We start from the raw sequence: 23,032 nt of genomic DNA on the forward strand, positions 1-23,032 counted from the left end.
AAAATAGATGGTGATTAATCAGCGTCCATGCTATTTCCGCAGCGCAAATTCTGTTGTCTGCGAGCCACATATCGTGGGTCCATAAGTGCAGCGCACAATTTATTAAATGAGAGTATTAATTACAATGATAATTATTATCTTTCTTATTAAATTTAAGATAGTAATTATCAGAGTAAGATTATTCCGTCGCTCAGCGTCTGTGCCACAATAGCTTTCTGCTAGGCTTAACGGCATACCTCTACTTATTAACGGGTTTATTGTGGCACTCACTTTGGGGCTGATAGGTTTTATGGAAAAGAATGGGTACTTGGTTTCACGGCGATATGATCCCCTACAATTTTTGCTACGAACATGCCCGACACGAGCATCTCTGCGGCTAACATTTCTGCTAATCACACTTATTTTTGCCTCAACAACGGGCGCTGTTTTTGCGGCGACCTCCTCAGATTCCGCGACAGAAAACAGTGACGCACCAGCAAAACCTGCGGTGTCAGTACAATTAATTACCCTGCAAAAACAATTAGATAAACTAAAGCAGAATGTTTCTGTCAGTACATCTGATAACGAATTGAATGCATTAAAAGAGACATCGTTGGCACTGGTTCGGGATGCCGATATACTGCTTGAAGATCTGAAACCCAAGCGAGAGCAACTGCAAACCCAGTTGGATGTTTTAGGCCCGCCGCCTGCGGCTGGATCATTGGCTGAAACCCCGGTAGTGGCGCAACAGCGCCGAGTATTGAATACCCGTAAAGTCCAGTTGGATGGTCAGAATGACCAAGCTCAGGCCATCAAGACCAATGCAGAAAATCTGGCAACGCAAATTATCGCCTTGCGCCATTCGGCATTAAAGACCCAAATCGCCCTAAACTCCGGCAGTATTCTGGGTGCCAATTTCTGGGCCCCCATCATTAGTCCCAATCCAGATGACGATCGGCGGCTGAAAGATTTTATTCAAGAACTGAGTGATGCTTGGAGTGCTGCCTGGGAGCCAGAGTGGCGTTTTGGCACCACAATATATCTGCTACTGGCGCTGTCTATCAGTATCTTTGGCTTTAAGTTCCTCGACAGCCTGACCGCCTGGTTCTGTACCAAATGTCTGCCGCCCGGCCCATTGCGCCGCAGTTTTATGGCTTCGGCAACCACGCTTTATACCGTGTTGATTACTGTCACAGTGGCTCAGTGCATCACTCAGACTTTCACCCGCATGCCGGATACATCACCGGTAGTGATGAACTTTTCGCAGGTTTTTGTTCAGTTAATGTTTTTCTCTGCACTGGTGGCCGGTCTTGGGCGAGCATTTTTATCGAATCAGCGCCCCTCATGGCGATTGCCCGCTATTGCTGATGAAGTCGCTGCCTCACTGAAATTATTTCCACCGCTATTAGCCAGCTGCATTATGATTTTTGGTGCGATTGATCAGATGAACAATATGATCAATGTCAGCGTGTCAGGAACCATTTTTGGTAACGGTATATCGGCAATGTTAATGGCACTCACTGCGGCCATTATTCCCTTACGGGCCAACCGAATACGGCGTAATTTGGTGGCAAATGGTGAAAAACCCGAGGCCTATTCCACACTAGCCGGGTTGATTCATTTCGCTATCGGCATGACGGCACTCGCCATATTAGTGTCACTGTTGATGGGCTATATCTCACTGGCAAAATTCTTGAGTTATAAACTGGTATGGAGCTGTTTGGTTCTCTCCTGTTTGTATTTACTGACCCACCTGTGTGTTGATTTAGCCGAGAGTATTTTTTCACCCACCAGCCGTGCCGGTAAGGCGATTAAACAGTCACTGAATATTGACGATCGTCATTTGTCACAAGCCGCCACATTATTATCTGCCACCAGTAAAGTATTGCTGATATCGCTGGCTATTCTTGCTCTGCTTGATGGCACTTTTGGCTCTACCACCCCCATTTCACTGCTACAAAAGGCCGTCGGGCTATTAAGTGGTGAAGGGTTGGAAGAATTGAATATTGTTCCAGCCAATTTACTGAATTCAGTGATTTGTTTGCTGGTCGGGTTATATGTGCTGAAAGCGGCGCGTCGTTGGCTAAGTCATGAATTCCTGCCAAAAACCCAAATGGATTCTGGCATAAAAACCTCGGCGGTAACGCTATTCAGTAATATCGGCTATGTGTTGGTCATTCTGTTGACCTTATCGGTGCTGGGTATTCAGTGGAATAAATTAGCCTGGATTGTCAGTGCCCTGTCAGTGGGCATCGGCTTTGGCTTACAAGAGATTGTGAAGAACTTTATTTCCGGCATTATTTTGCTGACCGAGCGACCAGTCAAAGTGGGGGATTTGATCAGTATCAGTGGTGTTGAGGGAGATATTCGCCGCATAAATGTTCGCGCCACCGAAATTCAGCTCAGTGACCGCTCGACAGTCATTGTGCCGAACTCTCAATTAATTTCTCAGAATGTGCGCAACGCCACCATGGCCAATGCCCAAGGGGTGGTGACCATTGCCCTAACCTTCCCGCTGGATTTAGATATTGAACTGGCGCAATCGCTGCTGATAGAGGCTTATAAAGAGCATGAGTCAATATTGGAGACGCCAGAACCGTCGGTGAAATTCAGCCAGTTAAGCCCGGATGGTATTGTGCTCAGTGTCACCGGTTTGGTGCCAAGTCCACGCATGGTCAGCAACACCAAAAGTTCGTTGTTATACAGTATCTTAAAACGCCTCCGCGCATCGGGCGTTTCACTGGCCACCGCAGCACCGGCCCGAGCCACGACGACGGCAAACTAGACTTGAGTGGGCCATCAGTATTATCCAGAAGATAACGCTAATGGCCCCGGTATTATTTATTTGGTTGAACTCGAACTAAACATCTTAGGATTACGCCCTATCCATTTTAGCGCTGAATCAGATAGCGGATCGTCGGGCCATCCTGCTGAATATCGAGCACGGTATAGCCGTAATTTCGGGCATCCAGCGGGATATTATTGATGGATTGTGGGCAATCACTGATCACTTCCAGAATTTCACCGGGTTTCAATTGCGGCATCGCTTCCAGTGTCGCCACCGCAGGGTATGGGCAAGGTTCGCCCACCATATCCAACCGGTAATCAGGCACAATAGCAGTGCCAGCTGGCGAATGATTAGTCGATGAAGTGTTGCTCATGATGGCTCCTTAGCCAGTGTTGATGCGGTTGTTTTCTGTTTGCGGAAGAAGTGCTTTTCCCACCACAACATGGCAGCAAAGGCGATGGCTAGCATCAGGTAAGTCACTAACAATCCCCCCATTGGCCCGAAGGTTTCCAACAGATTAACCTTGTCATAATGGGTCGCCAGCGTTGGGGCAAAATCATCCCAGTAATATGCCAGCAGGGTCGCACCAATAATGTTACCCAACCCTACCCACCAATAGTGAATTTGCCCTTCTACCGCGCGGTACATCCAGCCGGTTTCACAGCCCCCCGCCAGCACAATCCCAAAACCAAACAGCAAACCACCAATGACCGCATTTGGCCCAGCCCATAAAATCTTAGGTGCCACGCCCAGTTGAACATAACTGAAAATGCCAATCGCACTGGCCGCCATCCCCAGAATAATGGCCTTGGCCATATGAGTGCGCCCGGTTATCCACAGGTCACGGAACGCGGAGGTAAAGCAAATCTGTGCCCGCTCAATCAGCACGCCAAAACCAATGCCGCACAGCATAGCAATGCCCAGTTTTGGGTGGCGGAATAACTCAATCAGTGACCAGCTCAGCGCCAGAAAAAATACCACCATGCCGAGACGAAAACGACGCGCAGCCCTGGCGGTATGCTGTGTCAGAGGCGAAGCCGCTGTCACTTTTTGTAATTTCACCGGGATACGAAACAGCGGTAACAGGGTAAATTTGGCGCCAAAGTAGGAGCCCGCAGCGGTCGCCAGTGCGAAAAACCATGCATGCAGTGAAAATTGCGGAATCCCCGTAAAGAAGGCCGCCAAATTACACCCCATTGCCAACCGAGCACCAAAACCGGCAATAATGCCGCCAACCAGTGCTTGGGCGATGCGAATACCGTGCTGGGGTTTACGCAGCTTCACATTGTTGGCCCACAGCGCCGCAGCAATGCATCCAGCAAACATGCCAATGATCATCATGCCGTCGATGCGATCCAATGGCGTCCCTTCCAGCCCGATAACTTTAAAGTAACCCCACTCCTGCGGATGCGCGCCAAACAGCTGCATCAGATGGCCACCCCAGCGAGTGAACTCGCCGGTAACAGCCCAAAAAGTGCCGGTCAAACCAAAGTAATAGGTCGATAAAATACCGGCGGCAATGACCGCAGGCAGCGGGGCCCAAAAACGTATCAAATATTGCGACTTAAACATCTGCCAGCTCACACTGACACCTCCAAAATGTGTGTTGTCACGTGCGATACCGGGGTTTACGCGGCGACGGGGAAATAGACCTAATTATAATAAGCCAATTATCTATTCAATGGCGCGAAATGTGTTAATCAAAAGTTAACCAAGGAGGGCCGAATTTACTGCGGATAGTGCTTTGTCGCCTATCATGAGGGTTCATCATCATCTGATGCTTGATAATCCAGCGCCATTGCCATGCGCAAGATGGCAGCAACGGGCTCAAATAAAGGTTCTGGAATAGTATTGCCGCAATCCACATCGCGGTGTAATGCGCGCGCCAGCGTAATATTTTCAACCACCGGAATACCCTGCTGCTCCGCCAATTTAACAATCAATGCAGCCCGCTCTCCTTGACCTTTTTCAATCACTATCGGCAGGGGCGCATCATCGGGATGATAAAACAGGCAAACTGCAAAATGGGTGGGATTACGCACCACGGCGGTGGAACGTTGGACATTTTTAGCGAAGCTGCCACTTTGCACCTCCTGCTGCAACTGCCGCCGTTTCTGTTTGATATGTGGATCGCCATCGCTGTCTTTGTGCTCCCTTTTGACTTCTTCATGAGACATTTTTAATTGTTTCATGGTGTTATAGCGCTGAAAGCTATAATCCATCAGGGAGAAAACCACATAACAGGCAATCAATGCCCCCAAAATCCAACTCATTAATGTGGTAAATACCGGAATAGCACAAATACTGCCGCAATAAGCCAAATAACCAAAAGAAGGGGCGTAATGTATTAATAAATAACCAAAAATCAGGGTTAACACCCCCACTTTCAGTAAAGATTTACTCAGCTCAAATAAACTGTGTAGTGAAAAAAGCTGCTTGGCATTATTGATTGGATTAATGTGCTCGCCTTTAAACTCCACGGCTTTGGTGGCTAATAATGGCCCGACCTGCGCAATACCGGAAAGAATAGTCATTAAAACCAGCGCCCCTCCCAGTATCCCCATAATATGGATAAATACCGCCATGCACTGTGTGCCAATCCGCGCTAATGCCATGACAATGGGTTGTTGTAATTGAGCAATGGAACTACGAATGAGTGCTGATGCCTGATCAATTAGGGTGTAGCCCGTCAGGAGGAAGTAAGCCACCAGCACCAGCAATTGTATCCCAGAGGTTATCTCAACACTCTTGATTACCTGCCCTTTTTCCCGAGCTTCCTTGAGGCGTTTAGCGGTAGGTTTTTCATTCTTTTCACTGCTCTCTCCGCTCATCAGCAACCTCATTTATCAGTGGGATAAGGGCACTTATCTTCTGTTCGGTCTGATTAATACCGACCAAATAGTGGTGTAGGGCGTAGGGCAAACTAATCACGAGCAGAAACAGCGCCAATGCACTTTTAATCGGCATCGCCAGAAAGAAAACATTCAGTTGTTGGGACGAGCGATTGATTAATCCTAAAGCTAAATCCGCTAGCACCATCACCAATAGCGCGGGTAATGCAAAGTTGAGGCACAGCTCATACATCAGTTGCCATTCACTTTGTAGAAAATGCAGCATTGCCGGTGAGGGCTGAATGCCACTGCCTGCGGGCAAAATGCTATAAGAGCCGTAGAGTGCTGCCAGTACCAGATTGAACCCGCCAGAGATCAGAAACAGTACCGTAAGGAGTTGGGTAAACAACACACCAAAAATCGAGGATTCCATCCCCATACTGGGGTTAAACAAGGTGGACATCGTGGCACCGCGCAAGGTGTCAATCAGGAAGCCCGCCATATCAATGGCCCAAAAAGGTAATGCGGCGACAAAGCCAATCATCACTCCAATCAATAACTCCATGCAAAGTAACCAGAACCATGTGGTGAGACTATCTTGGGGCATCAATGAAGCACTGAAAAACAGCGGCGTGACGGGCAGAGCAATGGCAAAAACCAGGCTATTTCGTAATAGGCTGCTGCCCAAGCTGCGGGCGGTAAACAGAGGCAATATCAATAACATGCCATATGGGCGCATCATCGCCAGCGCCAAAGCACCTAACCAATGCAGAGAATCATGCATATCAAGACCGCATACTGGTGATTTGTAAAAAGGTCTGCTGGGTGTAATTCAGCAATGTCGAGCCCATCCAGTGATAAGTCACCAATAACGTGGCTGATACCGCCAGCAATTTAATCAAAAACTGCAATGTCTGATCTTGTATTTGGGTCAGCGCCTGCAACAAACTGACGACTAACCCGACTACCGATGCCACCAGCACCACTGGCATTGATAGCAGCAAAACAATCCACAAAAGTTGGGTCGCCAGATGAACAACAATGGCATTACTCATTGATGTGCCCTCTGATGATGATTCATAAATAAGATCCCACCAGTTGCCCCAGTAGCAATCCCCAGCCATCAATCAATATAAAAATTAATAACTTAAATGGCAGCGAAATAGTAATGGGGGAGACCATCATCATGCCCATAGCCAGCAAAATATTGGAAACAATCAAATCAATTGCCACAAAAGGCAGATAGAGCAGCAAGCCGATTTTAAAGGCTTCAGTCAGTTGGCTCAGGGTAAACGCGGGCATTAATATCAGCAGTGAATTTGATTTGATGGTGTCTCGGTAGCGCTCAGGCCATTTGGTTTGGACTATATCGTTGAAAAAACTGGCCTGTTCGGCATCGGTATTACGTTGTAAAAAATCACGATATGGCCCCAGAGCATGCTCATCAATATGGTGTAGCAAAGGGCCGATTTCAGTCGGTAGTGGCTCATCCTGAAGCCGGGCATGCACATCCAATCCGACCGGAGCCATGATAAAAATGGTCAACACTAACGCCAAACCGTAAATGGCAATATTGGGGGGAACTTGCTGAACACCCAGCGCATTGCGCAGTAATGAAAAGACAATCGATAGCTTGAGAAATGATGTTCCCATCACCATCAGCAGCGGCAGGAGTGACAGAAAGAAAAGCAGGACAATCAATTGAGAGGACGAGTTCAATAGCTCCATAAGCGGTTCCGCAAAAGGCCGGCCTGTTTAGTAAAAAGAATATCGATAGTATTTATCCACTCATCCTTTTCCGGTATCGGGTCATGACCCCAATAACATCAATACCCGTTATCTTTCAAAAATTCAGGAAACAGATTTCGAGTATTGATCCAAAGTCATGGGGTATGGCTAAACCACTGTTCTATCCTCACCACCAACTCCCCATCACAGCTCAACAAACTGCCACTCCCTACTGGTTGCCCCTGCAACCGAATATTCACTTCGCCGTAGCAGTGAGTTTGGCACGCCAATGTTTGGCCGACGGCAAGCTGTTTAATATCTCTCAGGGGCAGAGTTAGACGACCAATTTCCATCACCAATGTTTGCGGTAAATCCTCAAGCCTCACGACCTGTGATGCTTGAGGCCTAGCAGCTACGTCCAGTTCCAACAGTTGATCAATATCGTCATTAACTTGTTGAATTGTCATTTTATTTCCATCCTCTAACTTGATGTAAATCTGTGGTGACGCCATTTGCCATAGCCAACAACGCTGTTGGTCTAATTCAGCCGCTGAACTGATTCGGACCCCATCCCCCGGCCTGATTTGCTGCAACTGATGTAGAGACAAACGGCTCCACCCCACCACTAAACCGGCTTGCCACAGTAAGTTATGCTCGGGAGCTGGCTCGCTGCACCAATGAGACAAAGTTTCGGCTAATGCCGTCAGTGGCCAGCCAAACAACACGCCGCGGAGTTGCTGCCCCTCCAGCTCGAAAGTCAGCACCACCGCCCATTGATTCAATAGCGTCATGGCCCGTGGTGCGGGGTCGTCAATGGTCAGTTCCGGTAGCACGGTTAATAGTGGGCTGGCGGCCCAATGGGCCATAGCGGTCACCAATTCGGGGGCCAGAAAATGATGGTCATCGGTAGCCAATGAAGATGTCAGCCAGCTATTCCAACAAGATTGGGATAACCAAAAACCGCACTCTGTGGCGGTGTTTCCCGGTGCCCTATAGTGCAATGGTAAATAAACACCCGCCCCATCAACCTGCATCAAGGTGGCTGAAATATCAGCATTATTTCGCCCACAACCTATCACTGTACTGAGTTGGCGTAGCTCAGCCGATAACATCCCCAACATGAGTCACCTCCAGTAAACAAGGAAAACCCAATTGATGTAGTTGCCGCTGCCAGCGCGCTTGCATCCGCTGCACACGGTCGATCAGTTCACGGCTGGTATGACTGAGCACAATATGCAAGCCATTGGCGGCTAAACTGACATGGATCTTAGCCCCGCGTAGCGGCCCACTGACCAGGTGATATTCCGCCTGCATCAAGCCATCGCCCCCGGTACTGGCAACGGCACCGGCCGCCTCCGGCATCGCAGATGAATGAGCCGTCAGATAGCGAGCAAACTGCTGTTTTTGCTTTTCATTACCTAAGTATTGCGGCTGACTCTCCTTAAAGTAGCGCTCGCCTAGCGGCGGTAATGCTCCCTCAATATCGATTCGTCTCATTTTTTATTAGCATCCGTATTTTTTCCTGTTCCCGCTGATTAATCCTTAACAGCGTCTGTTGTGATTCAATGGCTACCTGCTGTTGCAACTGCTGCTCTGCCAATTCACAGAGTGACTTTTTCAGCTCTCGCTCCGCCTGATAAACCTTATGCTGCAAAGCTCTTTGCTCATTGGCCTGATCAGGAAGTAACTTACCGCGCCAGTCTGTAATCTGTTGTAATTGCAGACATAACTGCTGACGTTGTTGGCGGAAATCGATCATTTGTTGTTGCTGTTGCTGATATATCCGGCGCAGTTCCATCAATTGCCGACGCAACCGGCGCTCTTTGCGTTGCCGCAATATCAACAAGCGCGGCAGCATATCTAGTGCTCGGTTGACGCCCCGAGTGCTTGCGCGAGTTGTGCCAATGTATAACCGAGGTCGGCGGGGGTTGTGCACAATGATGAATTCTCCTGTTGCAAGAAGGCACAGATGGCCGGGTAGCGTTGCAGCGCTTCATCAGCGTGTAAGTCTTGCCCTTCCTGATACTCACCCACCCGCACCAGCAATTCGATCTCCTGATAGCAGGCCTGCATTTGGCGCAGTTTTTGTGCCAAAGCCAGATGCGCTGAACTGACGATTTGCGGCATGATACGGCTGACACTGGCGGCAATATCAATGGCCGGATAGTGCCCGGCTCCCGCCAGTTGCCTGGATAACACAATGTGCCCATCCAACAGCGAGCGGGCTTCGTCGGCTACCGGCTCATTCATGTCATCGCCTTCAACCAAAATTGTGTAAAAAGCGGTGATGCTGCCACTGTCACTGTTGCCCGCCCGCTCCAACAACCGAGGCAATGCCGCAAAGACACTGGCGGGGAAACTGCCCATCGCCGGTATCTCACCTGCCGCCAGACCAATTTCGCGCGCTGCTCTGGCATAGCGCGTCAGAGAGTCGGCCATCAGCAACACTTTTAGCCCACGTTCGCGGAAATACTCCGCTACGGTAGTGGCGGTATAAATACCTTTGAGTCGCTCCAGCGCCGGACGATCCGAGGTTGCCACCACCACCACGGTGCGGGCGCGGGCTTGCGGCGTGAGTACCTGCTCAAGAAATTCCCGCACTTCGCGTCCGCGTTCGCCAATCAAGGCCAACACGGTGATATCTGCGCTACAGCCTGCGCATAGCATGCTCAGCAAGCTACTTTTCCCCACACCGGCGGCGGCAAAAATACCGATACGCTGCCCCTCGCCACAACTCAATAGGCCATCAATGGCACGAATACCGGTGGTTAAGAATTGCTGTACCGGCTGACGGGTTAAGGGGTTTGGAGGTACGGAATCCAGCTCACGCCAATGCCCAGCAAGGGGGGGGCCGTCATCGATGGGCACCCCTAAACCATCCAGTACCCTTCCTGCCAAATCAGGACCAACTCTGACGCGGTGGGCATGTCCAAGCGGCGATACCCATTGCCCACATCGCAAACCGGCAGAAGACGCAAATGGGGATAGCAGTGCCGTTTGCTGCTCAATGGCAACCACCTCCGCCAACATATTCGCTGAGGCGATACGGCATAACTCCCCGAGTGCAATACCGGGCAAGTGGGCGCGCAGCAGTGTCGGACCAATATCCAAAATCTGTCCGCGAGACTCCACACCCTCTGGCGGCGAGGAGGTTAAGCACAATTGCTGCTGTAACAGAGGGCCAAGTGTCGAGACATCAGGCAGCTTCATCAAGCTCATCTCCAATAAGCTCAATGGTGCCAGCCACTTTAATGTTCATTTCATCCCCCAGTTCCTGCCATGACAGCACCGGCAGCGCAAAAATATCCCGCTCAATAATCTTGCGCAGAAAGCGCCGCACATCGATGGCGGTCAGCAGGACAGCATCACTGTTTTCGGCATAAGCGCTCTTAATTTTGCCGAGGATCAGCTGCGAGTGCCTATCTCCCAAGGCCGAATAAGTCCCCGCCGATGTCTGGCGAATAGATTCACGAATCAAGTTTTCAGCCCCTTCCCCTAGCCGCAATACCGGCAGCCAAGCTTTGTTTTTACTGAATCGGCCGCACACATGGCGGCGCAGGGCGATCCGCACATATTCAGTCAACATCACACAGTCTTTCTCTTTGGGTGCCCAAGCCACCAGTGCGCCAAAAATGGCGCGTAAATCGCGGATAGAGACATCCTCCTCCACCAGCCGTTGCAGTATTTCCGCCACTTTACCGACCGGCATCTGGCGCTGTAGCTCTTTCACCAGCTCACCGTAGCGCCCTTCCATTGCATCCATCAGATAGCGCGTTTCCTGTACACCGATAAACTCGGCGGTATGCCGCTCAAGCACTCTAGTTAAACAGTGAATTATTCGCTGCTGCCCTTGCGCATAAGGAAGGCCCAAAGTGCTGGCATGGCTGCCCTGTTCCGCAGGCAACCACTCAAAGGTGCCCATTTTTACCCCCAGAGATTGACTGCGTGTTTCCAGTTGAGCGCTGGGCTGAATCAGCAACAGATCGTCTGGGGGCAATGTCAGTTGCAAGACCTGCTCTTGGTAGACTCGAATCGATAACGTGTTCTCAGCCAATGCCGGATCGCTGCGAACCACCACCTCTGGCAATGGCACCCCCAGATATTCAAACCAGCGCCAGCGCAAGCCATCAATATCGCGGCCCAAGTGGGGATAATGTAAATTGGGGGCGCAATACAGGATTAACGGCACTGCTCCGGGGGTCATGGTATTGGTGGAGGACGATATATTTTCGCCGCTGCTGCTGGCTCCGGCGCTGTGCTTCTTTTTGCGATAAAGTAGAAATGCAGGAGCGGCAACCAGTGCCGCCAACGTGATAAAAATCAGGAAAGGGAAACCCGGTAATAGGGCAAAAACAGTCAGAATACCTGCCGCCAGCCACAAGGCATCGGGCTGACGTCCCACCTGCATCACCAAGTCTTTAGCCAAACTCTGTTTATCACTGCCGGGAACGCGGGTCACAATAATCCCAGCCGTAATTGAGATCAGTAACGACGGGATTTGAGCACATAGCCCATCACCGACAGAGAGCACCGCATAAGTGGTCATTGCTTGCTCGGCGGACATATTATGTTGCAGCACGCCGATAGTAATGCCGCCAATAATATTCACCAGAATGACAATTATCCCGGCGATGGCATCCCCTTTAACAAACTTCATTGCCCCGTCCATGGCACCAAATAGACGGCTCTCTTTCTGCACCCGCTCGCGCAATCGGCCCGCTTCGGCTGAGTCAATTACCCCCGCGCGCATATCGCCGTCAATGCTCATCTGCTTGCCGGGCATACCATCCAGTGAAAAGCGCGCGCTCACTTCGGCGACCCGTTCCGAACCTTTGGTAATGACGATAAATTGCACCACAGTGATAATGGTAAAAATAATCAACCCCACCGCCAGATTGCCCCCGACCACAAACTGGCCGAAAGCCTCGACAATCTCGCCAGCATCATGCTGTAGCAGCACTAAGCGCGTGGTACTGATAGTCAGCGCCAACCGATAAAGTGTGGTGATAAGTAATAACGACGGGAAGACTGAGAATTCGAGCGGATCGCGCAAGTAAATCGAGATCATCAACAGGATGACGGAGAATGCCAGATTGATCGCAATCAGCACATCCACCATCACCGTGGGCAGTGGCAAGATCATCATAAAGATCGCCACCAGCAGCATGATCGCTAAAAAGATATCTTGCCGCGCGGTGATCAACATCAAAGCACGTGAAAATGCCGAGCCTCTCATCGGTATTCTCCCGGTAAGCGGCGCAGCAAAGCACGTTGTTGCTGATAAAGCTGAAACCAGAATTCGGCATCGGACGATGGCGGAGGTGAGCAAGTGACCATCATGCCCATTTTGAGCAAATAGATGCGCTGAGGTACGCCATTGAAACGTTCGAGCTGCCAACACTTCTGGAGCTGTACGACGTCATCCTGATGATAATGACGATGCTGAACCCCGCATGTCAGCAGCAATCTTGCATTGCGCCACTCCAGAAAAACCAGTTGCGCTCCCATTTGCCACTGCATGCGGGCGGCTAATTGGGTGCAGGGTAATTCTGCCATGCGGATAAACCACTGTAGGTTACGGGTGACCACTAAATCCATTTCCATAGCCCACCCTCTTGATATGACTAATTGATAAGCAAACAAAGGAAATAGTAAGGAATCCGCCCGCCAGCCACTATCAGGCGTTGGCCTGAACCCGCGAGCTAAATCGCCAATCATGGGTTTCTACCAAGATTTATCTCGCTAACAATTTATATTTTCAGCAATTTATATTTCGAGCAAGGTCGCCAGAATTTGCCCCTGCTGCTCCTGATCATCGAAACAATCAATAGGCATAAGATTGAATAACTCATAGAACCGGCGAATAAAGTTGCGGCGTGCGCTGACGTCCGAACCCACAATGGCCTCGATACGTGGTTGCAACCAACCACTAAACAACCAGTGCTGGCCAATCACCGCCAAGACTTCACTGAGGATGATATCCCCCGCCACGCCACAAGCCTTCCCCATCCGGTTACAGTGGTCTTCCAACCCCAGAAACATCAGTAAGCGGCGCAGTTGATAAAGCGTGGCTGACAAACGCTCGCCGTGCTTCGGGGGCGGTAGACAAGACAATTCAAATGCTATCGCGCGCATCAGTACCCGAACACGCTGTTGGCGTTGTGGCCAGCGGCTGACGCGAGTGAACCACTCAACGATAGAGAACTCGTCTTGATAAATACTTTGTGTAAACAGTTGTTTGACGGCACTCAGCTCGCCGCTTTTTTGGGTACCCAACTCCAGCAAACCAAATAGTTCGATTTCCCAACCGGCGTCTTCCAGTAGTGGCGCCATTAATTGCGCCAGGCTGCGGCGACGTAATGGATTACCTGTCGTGTGTGCCATCATTGCCGCTAATAACAAGATTTGCTGCCCTGCCGATAAATCCCCCTGGCGTAGCTTGCTGGCCAGCAAAGAGATATCCAGATCCAGCGGAATATTGGGTTGCAACAAGTGGTCTGAGCCACCGGATAACTGGGTGATTAGTTTCACCAACAACTGCTGACGGCGCTGGTTCCGCTTTTCGGCTTCAATGGACTTTTGATCTCTTAAACGGGAGCCCAAGCTAAGACCAATTCCCTCCATGGTCTCTTCCAGCGCGGTTTGCCTCACTTCCTCCAATTCCAAACTGGCTAACTGCATGACCGAATGTGCGGGGGTTATTTCGCCTTGCTGCCTCGCCCCCTCCAGAAGATCGCCATGAACGGCAACAACATCAGATATATTATTGGTATTGATCATAAGTGACTTCCGGATGCGGTGGCGGCTCTTGCAGCCAAAGGATAAGTTGCGATAAGTGCTGCTGAAGGGAGAGTGTGAGCTGAAGCAGCGGGGAAGCTAATTGTGCCTGATCTTGCGCCATGCTCTCATCAGCCACGCACTGCACGCGCGCCCCCAAAGCAGAAACCACCGCGGGCAAATGTTGCGGATGAACCCGTAAAACCAACTCATTATGGTGCGCCATTTTTTCTACCTGCGCCCCCAGACGGTCAATCAGAATTTGGCTCACTGATTGCTGGCCAGCCCAAGTGGTCACTACCGATGTAATGGCAGCCAGAATATGCTCCCGGGCTTGGGCGACCAATGAGGATTCCACGCGCTCCGCGGCCACCAACCACGCCACATGCTGTGCCAATACCGCAGTTTCCATATCATGGCGAGCCTGATGTATTAGTTTGTCAGCTTGCTGTTGCGCCAGAGCCAATAGCGCATCTCTTTCAGCTGCCGCAGCATGGACAATTTCAGCCGCCTGCTGTCTGGCATCAGACAGCAGATCCCGACCTTGTACCATGGCCTGCAACTGAGCCGCAGGGATAATCCTGCCTCCTGACAGCGAATAATCGAATTTTTCCACCCGAATATGAAAAGGATTCATAGCAAATGCTCCAGGCGGGTTAACCAACTATCAACCGAAATTGATAGCGCCGACGACAGAGGCAACGCGCGTGGCTGGGGAGGTAAAGAAATAGATAGCGCACGCCAAATCATGCAGTTAGAACGAACCTGATGAGCAAGGCTATGCCCCAGTCGTAAAGCTACATCGGGCAGAGACGGTGGACTTAACTTTGCGGAAAACTGACCCCGATATCCCATCCCCATCAGTTGCTGAATGTCGTCTTCACTCAATAACGGTGAAAGTCCCTGTCGGTAACAGCGAAGGCGCAGATAATCATCACATTGCAAATAAACCAGCCCCAGCGCCACGCAGCGGGCGGATAAGCGCTCGGCCCCGACTATTTGGCACTGTTGTCTCTTATCCAGCACGGCGGGTAATGCTTGCTGGGGAAAGTTTCTCAGCCGATTGAGCGCACTATCTAGCACCAAATCCAGCTCGCGGTGGCGACCATAGCGGTAATTGTCTGTTCTGATGCCGACCGCCGCCAACCATAATGGATGAGCAAATTGCGCAGGCCGCCAGGCTAACTGGTGCAAATAGCGGATATCGGCGGTTAGAGGTAATATCATCCTGCTCTCCTCACCGCGATTTATCGCCGCAGATACCGTAACAAACAAGCCATTGATAACCCGACTAACAGCACCAGCAGCAGACCCAATGCTATCTGTACTGTTTTGGCATGGCGCAATAACCACTGCAAACTGGCTTCTGCATGGTTTGGCTGCTGTGGTGCTGAGGCACTGAACCGATAATTGGCAGGCTGCATCACCACACTGATTTGTGAATAATCGATGCCGGGGATCCCATCGCGGATCAAATTCTTGATTTGTGATTGATAGCTCAGCAAGTTGACCTCAGGGGAATATTTGATAAACACTGAAGCGGCATGAGGAACAGTGCTTTTCCCATCGGTAGGCGCGGGCATGGCAATAGTCACATCAGCCCGAATCACCCCGTCCATATGGCTCAGCATGCTTTCTAGCTGCTGCTCTTTCAAATAGACCATCTTGGCTTGTTCCTGCCCGGGCGACGTTACCAACTGATTTGGCGGAAATAACTCATCTACCGAGGTAAATCGTTGACGAGGAAAACCATGTTGGCGCAACAGCTCCACCGCATTGATAAACTGGCTTTTATCGACACTTAGCCCAACCGTCCCGCCCTTTTCTGACTGCTTTTCCGCTTTGATTTGATGCAACATCAATAACGCCAACATCTGATTAGCCTCCCCCTCTGAGAGCCCGGAATACAGCTCCATACCGCAACCTGACAGGGAGAAGACGACCAGTAAGAGCGCTATCGCGCGCTGCATCTGTTTCATTGCATATTAACCAGTTTATTGATGTTCTGACCGACCACTCCAGCAACTTTCGCAGTTAAATCTATGCCCAATGAGGCATGCATCCATTCAGACTGCATAGTGAGCAATTGCTCTGGGGGCATCATGGTTGTCATCGGCTCTGTCTGCTGCATTAACTGAGCAAATTTAGCGACTTGCTGGGCGTCAACTGGGGGTTTAAATGATGTAAACTGCGCGGCAGTGGCCTTAATGGCATCAATATCCATCGAATGCTCCCTTATCAATAAATTGGATCAATTAACTCTGTTCTGCGGCTGCGGAGTTACCTCTTCATCCGATGAAGACATTCCTTGTTGCAGCAGCGCCAGCATGGTCTGCGCCTCGGTTGACGGCGAGGCCGCCAATAATGCCAACGCTCTATCCTGCTCATTCAGCCCAAACCGCAGCATAGCTTCAAGAATCAAACGCGGCTGTGGATCTGGGACTAATTGGGGTAGAGCATTAAGAATATCGCGCGCTTCTTTCAGCACACTGTGGTTGACTCCCGCCAAGGCTGCCTCAACGACTAATTGGCGGCACTGTTTTGAAAGTAAAATCATATTTTGGCAATAATCCCACTGGTCATATCCTTAATATTTTTCATCAAGGCACTACTGAAATTGATATATGAGGAATACTGCTGCATAGCGAATTGCATTTTTAGCATATGTTCGGGATCAGTAGGATTACCGGACACCATCTGACTCTGAAAGTCCTGCCCCATCTTGCTGATACTTTGTGTCAACTCATTCATTAATGCACTTATATCCATCAGACCCCCTACTCCATCAGCGACCGCATGTGTGATGGGCACTGCTGAAAACGGCGACGAAAACTATCGGAGAAATGAGCGTGATTACTAAAGCCACACTCCATGGCAATATCAGCCACCCGTAACCGGGTAGATAGCAGCAGCTCACAGCCTTTTTTCAAACGTTGATCCAGTAGCCACTGCTTTGCAGACATTCCGAATTTCTCATAGAACAGAAAGTTTAATTTACGCGTCGAAATCCCCAACTCATCGGCATAACGCGAAACAGTCCATGGATTAAGGCGATTCTTCTCAAAAAATTCCAGCAATTCGTTATTCGTACCAACCATTGATTCCAGTAATCTAGAGAAATAAGTTGGATCCAATCCTAAACAATAGAGATAAAGAAATCGTAATGATGCATTTCTTTCAATATCAGCCAGCTGTTCAGTGGCACAAATAATATCATCGCTTACGGGTAATATTTTATAACGGTCATATATCTGATACGGCAAGCGGAATTTATTCGATTGCACCATCTTGCTGGCTAAATCCTGATATATAGGTAAAAGATCTATGGAATGACACAAAACTGAGATAAAAGTACTCTGTGAAAATGAAGAGACACTGGCCTGCTCGTTGGTAACCACTAAATTCCCCGCTGGCACACTGTGACATACCCCTTCACTACGTAATATCCCATCTTGCCGAAATAGAATAAACTGTATTGATTTCATAATATTCCTTCCAGTGTCACGATCCTTCTGTAAGATTGACAAATAACACAGTAAGGCGATATCCGGTTTAAACCTTAAATCCTATTAAGACAATTTCAGTGATTCTTCCTCAGGCGATATTGTTGAATTATTCCATTTAGTGAGCAAGTCACAAATTATATCAAATTTAGCTAACTCTTTGATAATCCCTTTCTCATTTGTAGTTAATTTTTCCTCAGCGACCTCTTTTTCATCATTATGATTATTAATCCAAATGCCTAAAGCACCAGAAGTAATCACACTCAGCATCGATGAAAATATTGGCGCATAATTTTTTGCGAGCACACATAAACTATTATACACAGTAGGGTGAATAATCACGCCAAGAGTCCCTAAAGAAACCACCATCCCTACACGGACGAAATATGATGTAAAACGCGCGATTTTTTTTGCACTCTCGGGTGAGGCCTGATAATACCGGGCTAAGGTATAAACCGCCTGCTGCATGGCATCACTGCCCATTATCAGTTCATCTTTATTTTTACTGGCACAGTTCCAGTTATGATAGGCGCAGGCAAGATTAGATACAGATAACATCAGGTTCAGCCCAGTTATTACCGCAATCGGTGTAGTGGCTCCCCCGCTACAGATACTAATTCCAACACTGACGGCAAATGACGCCAGAGACACCGTCAATTCAACAATATTAATGAAAAATTGTTTTTTGGCTAACTTAACTCTGACATGGTGTAATTCATCTAATTCATTATCCTGGTCATCGCAAAGTTTATTGACTGCAACCTGTATGTCTTCAATATCTTTAGTGATAGATTCAGGCGGCCATAATATAGGCTTTTCACTTTTAACGATTTGAGCAGGCTCTATTATATAGGGAGAACATTCAGGAGGGGAGGTTTGACATTCGGCTATTAGGCTCATAGTTATCCACCTTAAAAATTACTCACATAAAATTGGTTATCTGTTGCAGATGCTGTCTAACAATTGATTGGCTTTTTTAGCCGTCGTTGCATATTCGGTATTAAAATAACTCATTTCGATAGCGGTCTGTAATGCCTCTCTGGCATCAGCGCCTTTATCTAGTGCTAACAAACAAATAGCCATCTGATAAAGTGGCTCAGGATCTTTCGCATCTAAAAGCAGTGCGCAAGCATAAGCCTCCAGCGCCAGCCTAAATTCCTGCTGCATTTGCATGACTGCTGCCAGAGCTAAGTGGAATCGTGGTTCTAACGGGCAACATGATGTAAGCCAAGAGAAATCAGCCATAGCAGCGGCATAATCATCCGCTAACCATGCCTGATAACCTTGAGCATACCGAGTCTGTATCTCTAAAGCCGTCACTTGCTGATGGTCACTCACCCTTTGTGGGCGAATACCCCTCTGGCCTTTTAATTCATTATCTATTTTAGCGAAAGCAGCCCGCATATCATTGAAACTATAATGACTCATTTCATCCCTTTGTCGATTTGCCAGAGCTAACATCAAATAGCAGCCAATCATCACCATCAATATTTTTACTGAATGCGCCTTTTGCAATGAGTAATTTAATTAACCGATGCCGCATTGATTGCAGCATCGGATTAGCAATGTTATCAATAATCAACATTCTGACGGTCGACAACTCAGTAATATCGCGCCCTAAACTGCGCAGAAAATTAAAAAGTCTTAAAAAATCACCGGGCAGAGCGCGACTATCACTGGATTCCAGAGAACAAATAATAAATTCATTGTTCTCTATGCGATAAACAATTAGATAGCCATAAAGAGAAAATTCATTGCCTATCTTTATTTTGCTCTTTTCAAAATAGGCCATTTTGACTGTATGGCCTCTATTCGTCAGATACCGTGTTACATCAAGAGGATTAGCACTCATAGATCATAACTTCACAGCCATGGAGATTTGCCCCATCATATTATTAATGGTATTCCCCAAATCCTTCATATTTTGTCGAGATTCGCTTAGCTTATCTAATAACTCGCTAATATTTTTATTATATGTTTGTGCGCCACTGCTTTGCAGATCACTGGTCATGCGAAGCAAGTCCGCACTTCTAGTCATATCTGCCTCAACCCATTTACTACTGCCGGAACTAAATAGCCCAAAGGCTGCACTACCATGTGATGCAATATCACCGACCTTAATACTGGCTACGGCTCCAACACCACTAACAACACCAGAAAGGATAGAACAGACACCACTGGTAATAGCCCCGGAAGCGGTTTTGTCGATCGCCTCACGCTTATTATTCATTGAATTGACTTGAATATCCCAACCTAATACTTGCTGTTTTTGATTATACGTATTAAGTAATTCCCGCATTTTTTTAAATAGAAGGGTCATTTGGAAAATAATATCTGATAAATCTGACATGATATTTTCAGCATTATTGCCAACGCCGACTTTTCCTTGTGGAGAAATGGCATCTTGCCCTGACATTACTATCTTATCATTGACTGTCATATTCATAATAACCTCGCTATACTAGTGAACCAGCAATTTTCACCTGCAACATACTGTTCTGATGGATGTTATCGCCTAATTTTGTCAATAGGTTTTGTGCATCCTGTGACGTTTCTTTGAGTTGTTTAAGTTGGTGTTGCTTATTTCTCTCAACCCATTCATCCATAAACTGAGTAAAATCCTGATCAAGAATTAACTTTTCGATCTCTTTTTGTAAATGTGAATTTTGTATTTTAAGTTGACCACTATTAATTAACACCGCTGCATTACTGCATTTCTGCATGATCATTAATGGCGAAGTGCAAATATCCTTTAAAATAGTCGTAATAGATTTTTTCATAATAGCTTTAGTACATTGTTTACTTAATTCTTCTGCCGTCAGGGTGACACCTTTTTTGATTGCTTCCTTAAGGACATTTTTCGTCACTTCGGTGACCATTTTTTCTATTCCAGCCTGGGTAAAAGACTTGGTGATGTTATTGACCAACGTCATTTCCGCCTGAATTGCCTGTTTAGCGGCGGCAGAAGCCATCTCACTGGCTTCTACCATCTCGATTTCCATCGCTTTCATTGAGATATCGCGACTAACCTGCTGGCTGACATCCTTACCAAACTGTTCTGCTAACTTGCCAACTTCTTCGCTGGCACCGCGCTTGACGACATCGGTCAGCACTTCGCTGCTCCCCGCTTTCAGTACATCGCCAGCGCCTTTGGTCACAGCTCGCGCCGCATTGATCGCCCGTGCCGCCTGAAACAGGTCAATTACCATGGCAAAGCATTCGAAGGACAGCTGAACTTTAGATGCTACATCAATAACTTGCTGACATTTATCCTTCGATGCGCCCAATAACATAGCGGTTTCTGCTGCCGCTTTGACTAAACCTGCGGTGCCTGCCGCCAAATAAGCAACACCTGATGCCATCGCGACCGGATCTCCCGTCAACACACCTTCGGCGACTTTAAATGCCCCATAGACCACTTCAACTGCACCGATAATCCAATCAAATACAGCATTGAAGATGCCGGCTTTTTTGGCTTTATCGGCCTGTTCAATCGCTTTATCAATTTGTTGTTGGTATTCAGTAACACGCTTATCCCGCAGAAAAGTCTGAACATCTGTCGCCCGTTCCATCTGCTTGCCAATCGACTGGCACAAGTTGGAGAACACCCCAAGGCTCAGATTACCGGCCATCGACATGATGAGCTGCATATCCGTGCTGCCCAACCGATCAAGAGATATGTGGTTTCTGCCCTGCTCTTTGGCATCAGTGCGCGGTAAAGAGGTTAGCAAGCGATCGAGTGCTCCCTGCGCATCTTGCTGGGTGACTCTGGAGGAACTTATATTGGCAGCCATCATGGGAGGTAACCCAGCAATACCCCGCCAATCTGACATTTTTATTGATGATGGCGCCGGAGTTTTATCCGCCATTAGCAGTGCCCAATCATTTTGAGCTGTTACTTTAATTCCGATGGCATCAGACATGTCGTACCTCCAATAATAAAGCCGCTAACCCACGCTCGGCTTGGTGTTGTACTTGAGCCCATTCAGAATGTGAATTGCACCAATTCAATGCCATGCGAAAAGCTTTTTCCGCATAATCTGTATTACCACAAGCCATATAGCACTCAGCTGCCGAGCAAGATGGGCGAGGATCATCTATCTGAATTTGTCCCGCTCGACTAAAGCAATATATTGCCTGATGAAAATCTGCGGTCTGTTGATAACACAACCCTAAGGTCAGCCAATAAGAGAAATTCCAATGATCCAATCTCACTAATAGATTTAACAGACGTTTGGCACTGTCATACTCTCCGCCTTGGCACAATTGCACGGTATATTCATATACCAGAGCCAAATCTTGCGGATCCATTTTGGCTAACATACGCAGGGAGCCACCCCGGCGCATAAAGTTAATAACTTCTTCACTCGGTTGAATATTCATCTCACACCGACCTTACTATCGTGACTTGATTAGCAAAGATTGCGGGCAATCGTCATCAGTAAATCTTTTAAACCTGACTGCAATGTGCTGATGTTATTGGCGCAAACGTTATAACTCTGCATCATTTTCTGTAGCTGTAATTGATCCTGGCTCATGGTATCTGTGGCGCGGTTTTTCTCATTATCGAGTGACGCTTTTACTGCCTGTAATTGGCCTTTATCTAACTCTGGCCCATTCTTTTTTAAATATTGATCAATGCTCATTCCATCAACGGTAATACCGTTCTTCCGCATAAAATCGATGACTGAGTCAGGGAGTGGTTCTTTAGTTTTGTCATCCCCCTTCGCAGCTTTTGCAATAATCTCATCAACTTGATTAGAGATATTCTGTGTATCATTGGCATATTTTGAACGCGCCTGCATACCTTTAAAATTTGCACTAGCCAGATTAGAAAGCACATCAAGAAAAGAATATAAAACCTGAAGTCCTATACTGAAAATATCATCAGCATCATGAACAGCATCTGGCGCAGCATTATTTATGGTGTCCTTGCCTGATGGCTTAGCGGCATAGGTTGAAAAATGCTCAGGTAAATTGATCTGGGTATTAGTTGACATATAGATACTCCTGCATTTCTGGCGAAATGAGTTTTACGGGAGAATGTAACTATTAACTCTCGTTAGAATTGATATTTTTAAGTTGCGTTTCCATTTGTTTAAACTGGATCTTCATCTGTGAAATACAGATCATCAGCTTAGCTTTTTCTTGTTTAAAACCATTTGGAAAGGCCGAGTTCAATCGTAACAATGCTTCTCTTGCCTTATCGTCCTGACTCGCACGATCTTTGATCGTCTCAATATCCTTTTGAAAATTATTAAGTTTTTTTAGATCAGATTCTAACTTCTGATATCGCCACTGTAAGTCACCTAATATAGATTGCATGGGGTTATTATCATTCATATAACACTTCCTTATCTATCCACCAAAACCCCCTGTTGGCGTAATACTAACAGGGGGTATTTATTTTTAAGTGTCATAAAGAA

29 protein-coding genes are annotated in these 23,032 nt (G+C 47.9%); 1 reads left to right on the plus strand and 28 read right to left on the minus strand.

Annotation, left to right across the window (positions count from 1 at the left end):
• Window positions 1-259 precede the first annotated feature (259 nt).
• Window positions 260-2,764, plus strand: coding sequence for a DUF3772 domain-containing protein (locus tag FTA96_RS09320; protein WP_186372866.1), 2,505 nt, complete (start codon window positions 260-262; stop codon window positions 2,762-2,764).
• 106 nt (window positions 2,765-2,870) lie between these two features.
• Here FTA96_RS09320 and yedF read toward each other — a convergent pair whose 3' ends face one another.
• The 28 genes from yedF to FTA96_RS09460 all read right to left on the minus strand — a co-directional run bounded on the left by yedF (window position 2,871) and on the right by FTA96_RS09460 (window position 22,949).
• Window positions 2,871-3,140 carry a sulfurtransferase-like selenium metabolism protein YedF gene (gene yedF / locus FTA96_RS09325; protein ID WP_050110521.1) on the minus strand — a complete coding sequence of 90 codons (270 nt, stop codon included), beginning with the start codon at window positions 3,138-3,140 and terminating at the stop codon, window positions 2,871-2,873.
• The gene (gene yedE, locus FTA96_RS09330; RefSeq protein ID WP_145573679.1) at window positions 3,137-4,351 is read right to left on the minus strand and encodes a selenium metabolism membrane protein YedE/FdhT; all 1,215 of its coding nucleotides are present in this window, start codon (window positions 4,349-4,351) and stop codon (window positions 3,137-3,139) included. The genes yedF and yedE overlap by 4 nt, the downstream gene beginning before the upstream one ends.
• 170 nt (window positions 4,352-4,521) lie before the next feature.
• Window positions 4,522-5,598, minus strand: a complete 1,077-nt coding sequence (locus FTA96_RS09335) for an EscU/YscU/HrcU family type III secretion system export apparatus switch protein (RefSeq protein WP_145506436.1) — start codon at window positions 5,596-5,598, stop codon at window positions 4,522-4,524.
• Complete coding sequence (sctT, locus tag FTA96_RS09340) at window positions 5,579-6,382, minus strand: type III secretion system export apparatus subunit SctT (protein WP_050110524.1); 804 nt, start codon at window positions 6,380-6,382, stop codon at window positions 5,579-5,581. The genes FTA96_RS09335 and sctT overlap by 20 nt, the downstream gene beginning before the upstream one ends.
• A 1-nt stretch (window position 6,383) precedes the next feature.
• Window positions 6,384-6,653, minus strand: a complete 270-nt coding sequence (locus FTA96_RS09345) for an EscS/YscS/HrcS family type III secretion system export apparatus protein (protein ID WP_004706952.1) — start codon at window positions 6,651-6,653, stop codon at window positions 6,384-6,386.
• Between the two features lie 22 nt (window positions 6,654-6,675).
• Window positions 6,676-7,326 carry a type III secretion system export apparatus subunit SctR gene (gene sctR / locus FTA96_RS09350; RefSeq protein ID WP_050110525.1) on the minus strand — a complete coding sequence of 217 codons (651 nt, stop codon included), beginning with the start codon at window positions 7,324-7,326 and terminating at the stop codon, window positions 6,676-6,678.
• A gap of 155 nt (window positions 7,327-7,481) precedes the next feature.
• Entirely contained in the window at window positions 7,482-8,447 is a 966-nt protein-coding gene (locus tag FTA96_RS09355; protein WP_050110526.1) for a YscQ/HrcQ family type III secretion apparatus protein, read from the minus strand.
• Window positions 8,425-8,823 carry a hypothetical protein gene (locus FTA96_RS09360; RefSeq protein ID WP_050110527.1) on the minus strand — a complete coding sequence of 133 codons (399 nt, stop codon included), beginning with the start codon at window positions 8,821-8,823 and terminating at the stop codon, window positions 8,425-8,427. Before FTA96_RS09360 ends, FTA96_RS09355 begins: the two co-directional genes overlap by 23 nt.
• Window positions 8,804-9,184, minus strand: a complete 381-nt coding sequence (locus tag FTA96_RS09365; RefSeq protein ID WP_134957255.1) for a type III secretion protein — start codon at window positions 9,182-9,184, stop codon at window positions 8,804-8,806. Before FTA96_RS09365 ends, FTA96_RS09360 begins: the two co-directional genes overlap by 20 nt.
• A 2-nt stretch (window positions 9,185-9,186) precedes the next feature.
• Window positions 9,187-10,536: an EscN/YscN/HrcN family type III secretion system ATPase gene (locus tag FTA96_RS09370; protein WP_145573681.1), complete on the minus strand. Its 1,350-nt coding sequence runs from the start codon at window positions 10,534-10,536 to the stop codon at window positions 9,187-9,189.
• Window positions 10,523-12,562, minus strand: a complete 2,040-nt coding sequence (locus FTA96_RS09375) for an EscV/YscV/HrcV family type III secretion system export apparatus protein (protein WP_145573683.1) — start codon at window positions 12,560-12,562, stop codon at window positions 10,523-10,525. Before FTA96_RS09375 ends, FTA96_RS09370 begins: the two co-directional genes overlap by 14 nt.
• A complete protein-coding gene (locus tag FTA96_RS09380) occupies window positions 12,559-12,930 on the minus strand; it encodes a type III secretion system protein (RefSeq protein WP_186372867.1) in 372 nt (123 codons plus the stop codon). Before FTA96_RS09380 ends, FTA96_RS09375 begins: the two co-directional genes overlap by 4 nt.
• Before the next feature lie 162 nt (window positions 12,931-13,092).
• Window positions 13,093-14,106: a TyeA family type III secretion system gatekeeper subunit gene (locus FTA96_RS09385; protein ID WP_145573685.1), complete on the minus strand. Its 1,014-nt coding sequence runs from the start codon at window positions 14,104-14,106 to the stop codon at window positions 13,093-13,095.
• Window positions 14,090-14,740, minus strand: a complete 651-nt coding sequence (gene sctL / locus FTA96_RS09390; RefSeq protein ID WP_050136407.1) for a type III secretion system stator protein SctL — start codon at window positions 14,738-14,740, stop codon at window positions 14,090-14,092. Before sctL ends, FTA96_RS09385 begins: the two co-directional genes overlap by 17 nt.
• A complete protein-coding gene (locus FTA96_RS09395; protein ID WP_145573687.1) occupies window positions 14,737-15,330 on the minus strand; it encodes a type III secretion system domain-containing protein in 594 nt (197 codons plus the stop codon). Before FTA96_RS09395 ends, sctL begins: the two co-directional genes overlap by 4 nt.
• Before the next feature lie 20 nt (window positions 15,331-15,350).
• Window positions 15,351-16,082: an EscJ/YscJ/HrcJ family type III secretion inner membrane ring protein SsaJ gene (gene ssaJ / locus FTA96_RS09400; protein ID WP_050110541.1), complete on the minus strand. Its 732-nt coding sequence runs from the start codon at window positions 16,080-16,082 to the stop codon at window positions 15,351-15,353.
• A complete protein-coding gene (gene sctI / locus FTA96_RS09405; protein ID WP_050110543.1) occupies window positions 16,079-16,327 on the minus strand; it encodes a type III secretion system inner rod subunit SctI in 249 nt (82 codons plus the stop codon). Before sctI ends, ssaJ begins: the two co-directional genes overlap by 4 nt.
• 27 nt (window positions 16,328-16,354) lie before the next feature.
• Window positions 16,355-16,660 carry an EscG/YscG/SsaH family type III secretion system needle protein co-chaperone gene (locus tag FTA96_RS09410; RefSeq protein ID WP_050110545.1) on the minus strand — a complete coding sequence of 102 codons (306 nt, stop codon included), beginning with the start codon at window positions 16,658-16,660 and terminating at the stop codon, window positions 16,355-16,357.
• Complete coding sequence (gene sctF, locus FTA96_RS09415; protein ID WP_050110547.1) at window positions 16,657-16,872, minus strand: type III secretion system needle filament subunit SctF; 216 nt, start codon at window positions 16,870-16,872, stop codon at window positions 16,657-16,659. The genes FTA96_RS09410 and sctF overlap by 4 nt, the downstream gene beginning before the upstream one ends.
• Window positions 16,873-16,880: 8 nt before the next feature.
• On the minus strand, window positions 16,881-17,588 hold the full coding sequence (locus FTA96_RS09420; RefSeq protein ID WP_050110549.1) for a helix-turn-helix transcriptional regulator: 708 nt from the start codon (window positions 17,586-17,588) through the stop codon (window positions 16,881-16,883).
• A gap of 84 nt (window positions 17,589-17,672) precedes the next feature.
• Window positions 17,673-18,506 (minus strand): hypothetical protein, encoded by an 834-nt coding sequence (locus tag FTA96_RS09425; RefSeq protein WP_050121793.1) that lies wholly within the window; start codon window positions 18,504-18,506, stop codon window positions 17,673-17,675.
• A gap of 36 nt (window positions 18,507-18,542) precedes the next feature.
• Entirely contained in the window at window positions 18,543-19,034 is a 492-nt protein-coding gene (locus FTA96_RS09430) for a tetratricopeptide repeat protein (RefSeq protein ID WP_080987109.1), read from the minus strand.
• A gap of 1 nt (window position 19,035) precedes the next feature.
• On the minus strand, window positions 19,036-19,458 hold the full coding sequence (locus FTA96_RS09435) for a type III secretion system effector protein SseE (RefSeq protein ID WP_050110553.1): 423 nt from the start codon (window positions 19,456-19,458) through the stop codon (window positions 19,036-19,038).
• Between the two features lie 3 nt (window positions 19,459-19,461).
• On the minus strand, window positions 19,462-20,052 hold the full coding sequence (locus FTA96_RS09440) for a type III secretion system translocon protein SseD (protein ID WP_145573689.1): 591 nt from the start codon (window positions 20,050-20,052) through the stop codon (window positions 19,462-19,464).
• Window positions 20,053-20,062: 10 nt separating this feature from the next.
• Window positions 20,063-21,529, minus strand: coding sequence for a type III secretion system translocon subunit SctE (gene sctE / locus FTA96_RS09445; RefSeq protein ID WP_145573692.1), 1,467 nt, complete (start codon window positions 21,527-21,529; stop codon window positions 20,063-20,065).
• A complete protein-coding gene (locus FTA96_RS09450) occupies window positions 21,522-21,989 on the minus strand; it encodes a SycD/LcrH family type III secretion system chaperone (RefSeq protein ID WP_050110558.1) in 468 nt (155 codons plus the stop codon). The genes sctE and FTA96_RS09450 overlap by 8 nt, the downstream gene beginning before the upstream one ends.
• Window positions 21,990-22,018: 29 nt before the next feature.
• Entirely contained in the window at window positions 22,019-22,606 is a 588-nt protein-coding gene (sseB, locus tag FTA96_RS09455) for a type III secretion system translocon protein SseB (RefSeq protein WP_050110561.1), read from the minus strand.
• Window positions 22,607-22,658: 52 nt separating this feature from the next.
• Complete coding sequence (locus FTA96_RS09460; RefSeq protein WP_145573694.1) at window positions 22,659-22,949, minus strand: chromosome partitioning protein ParA; 291 nt, start codon at window positions 22,947-22,949, stop codon at window positions 22,659-22,661.
• Window positions 22,950-23,032 lie beyond the last annotated feature (83 nt).

This window comes from Yersinia alsatica (genome assembly GCF_902170305.1).
Lineage (GTDB): Bacteria > Pseudomonadota > Gammaproteobacteria > Enterobacterales > Enterobacteriaceae > Yersinia > Yersinia alsatica.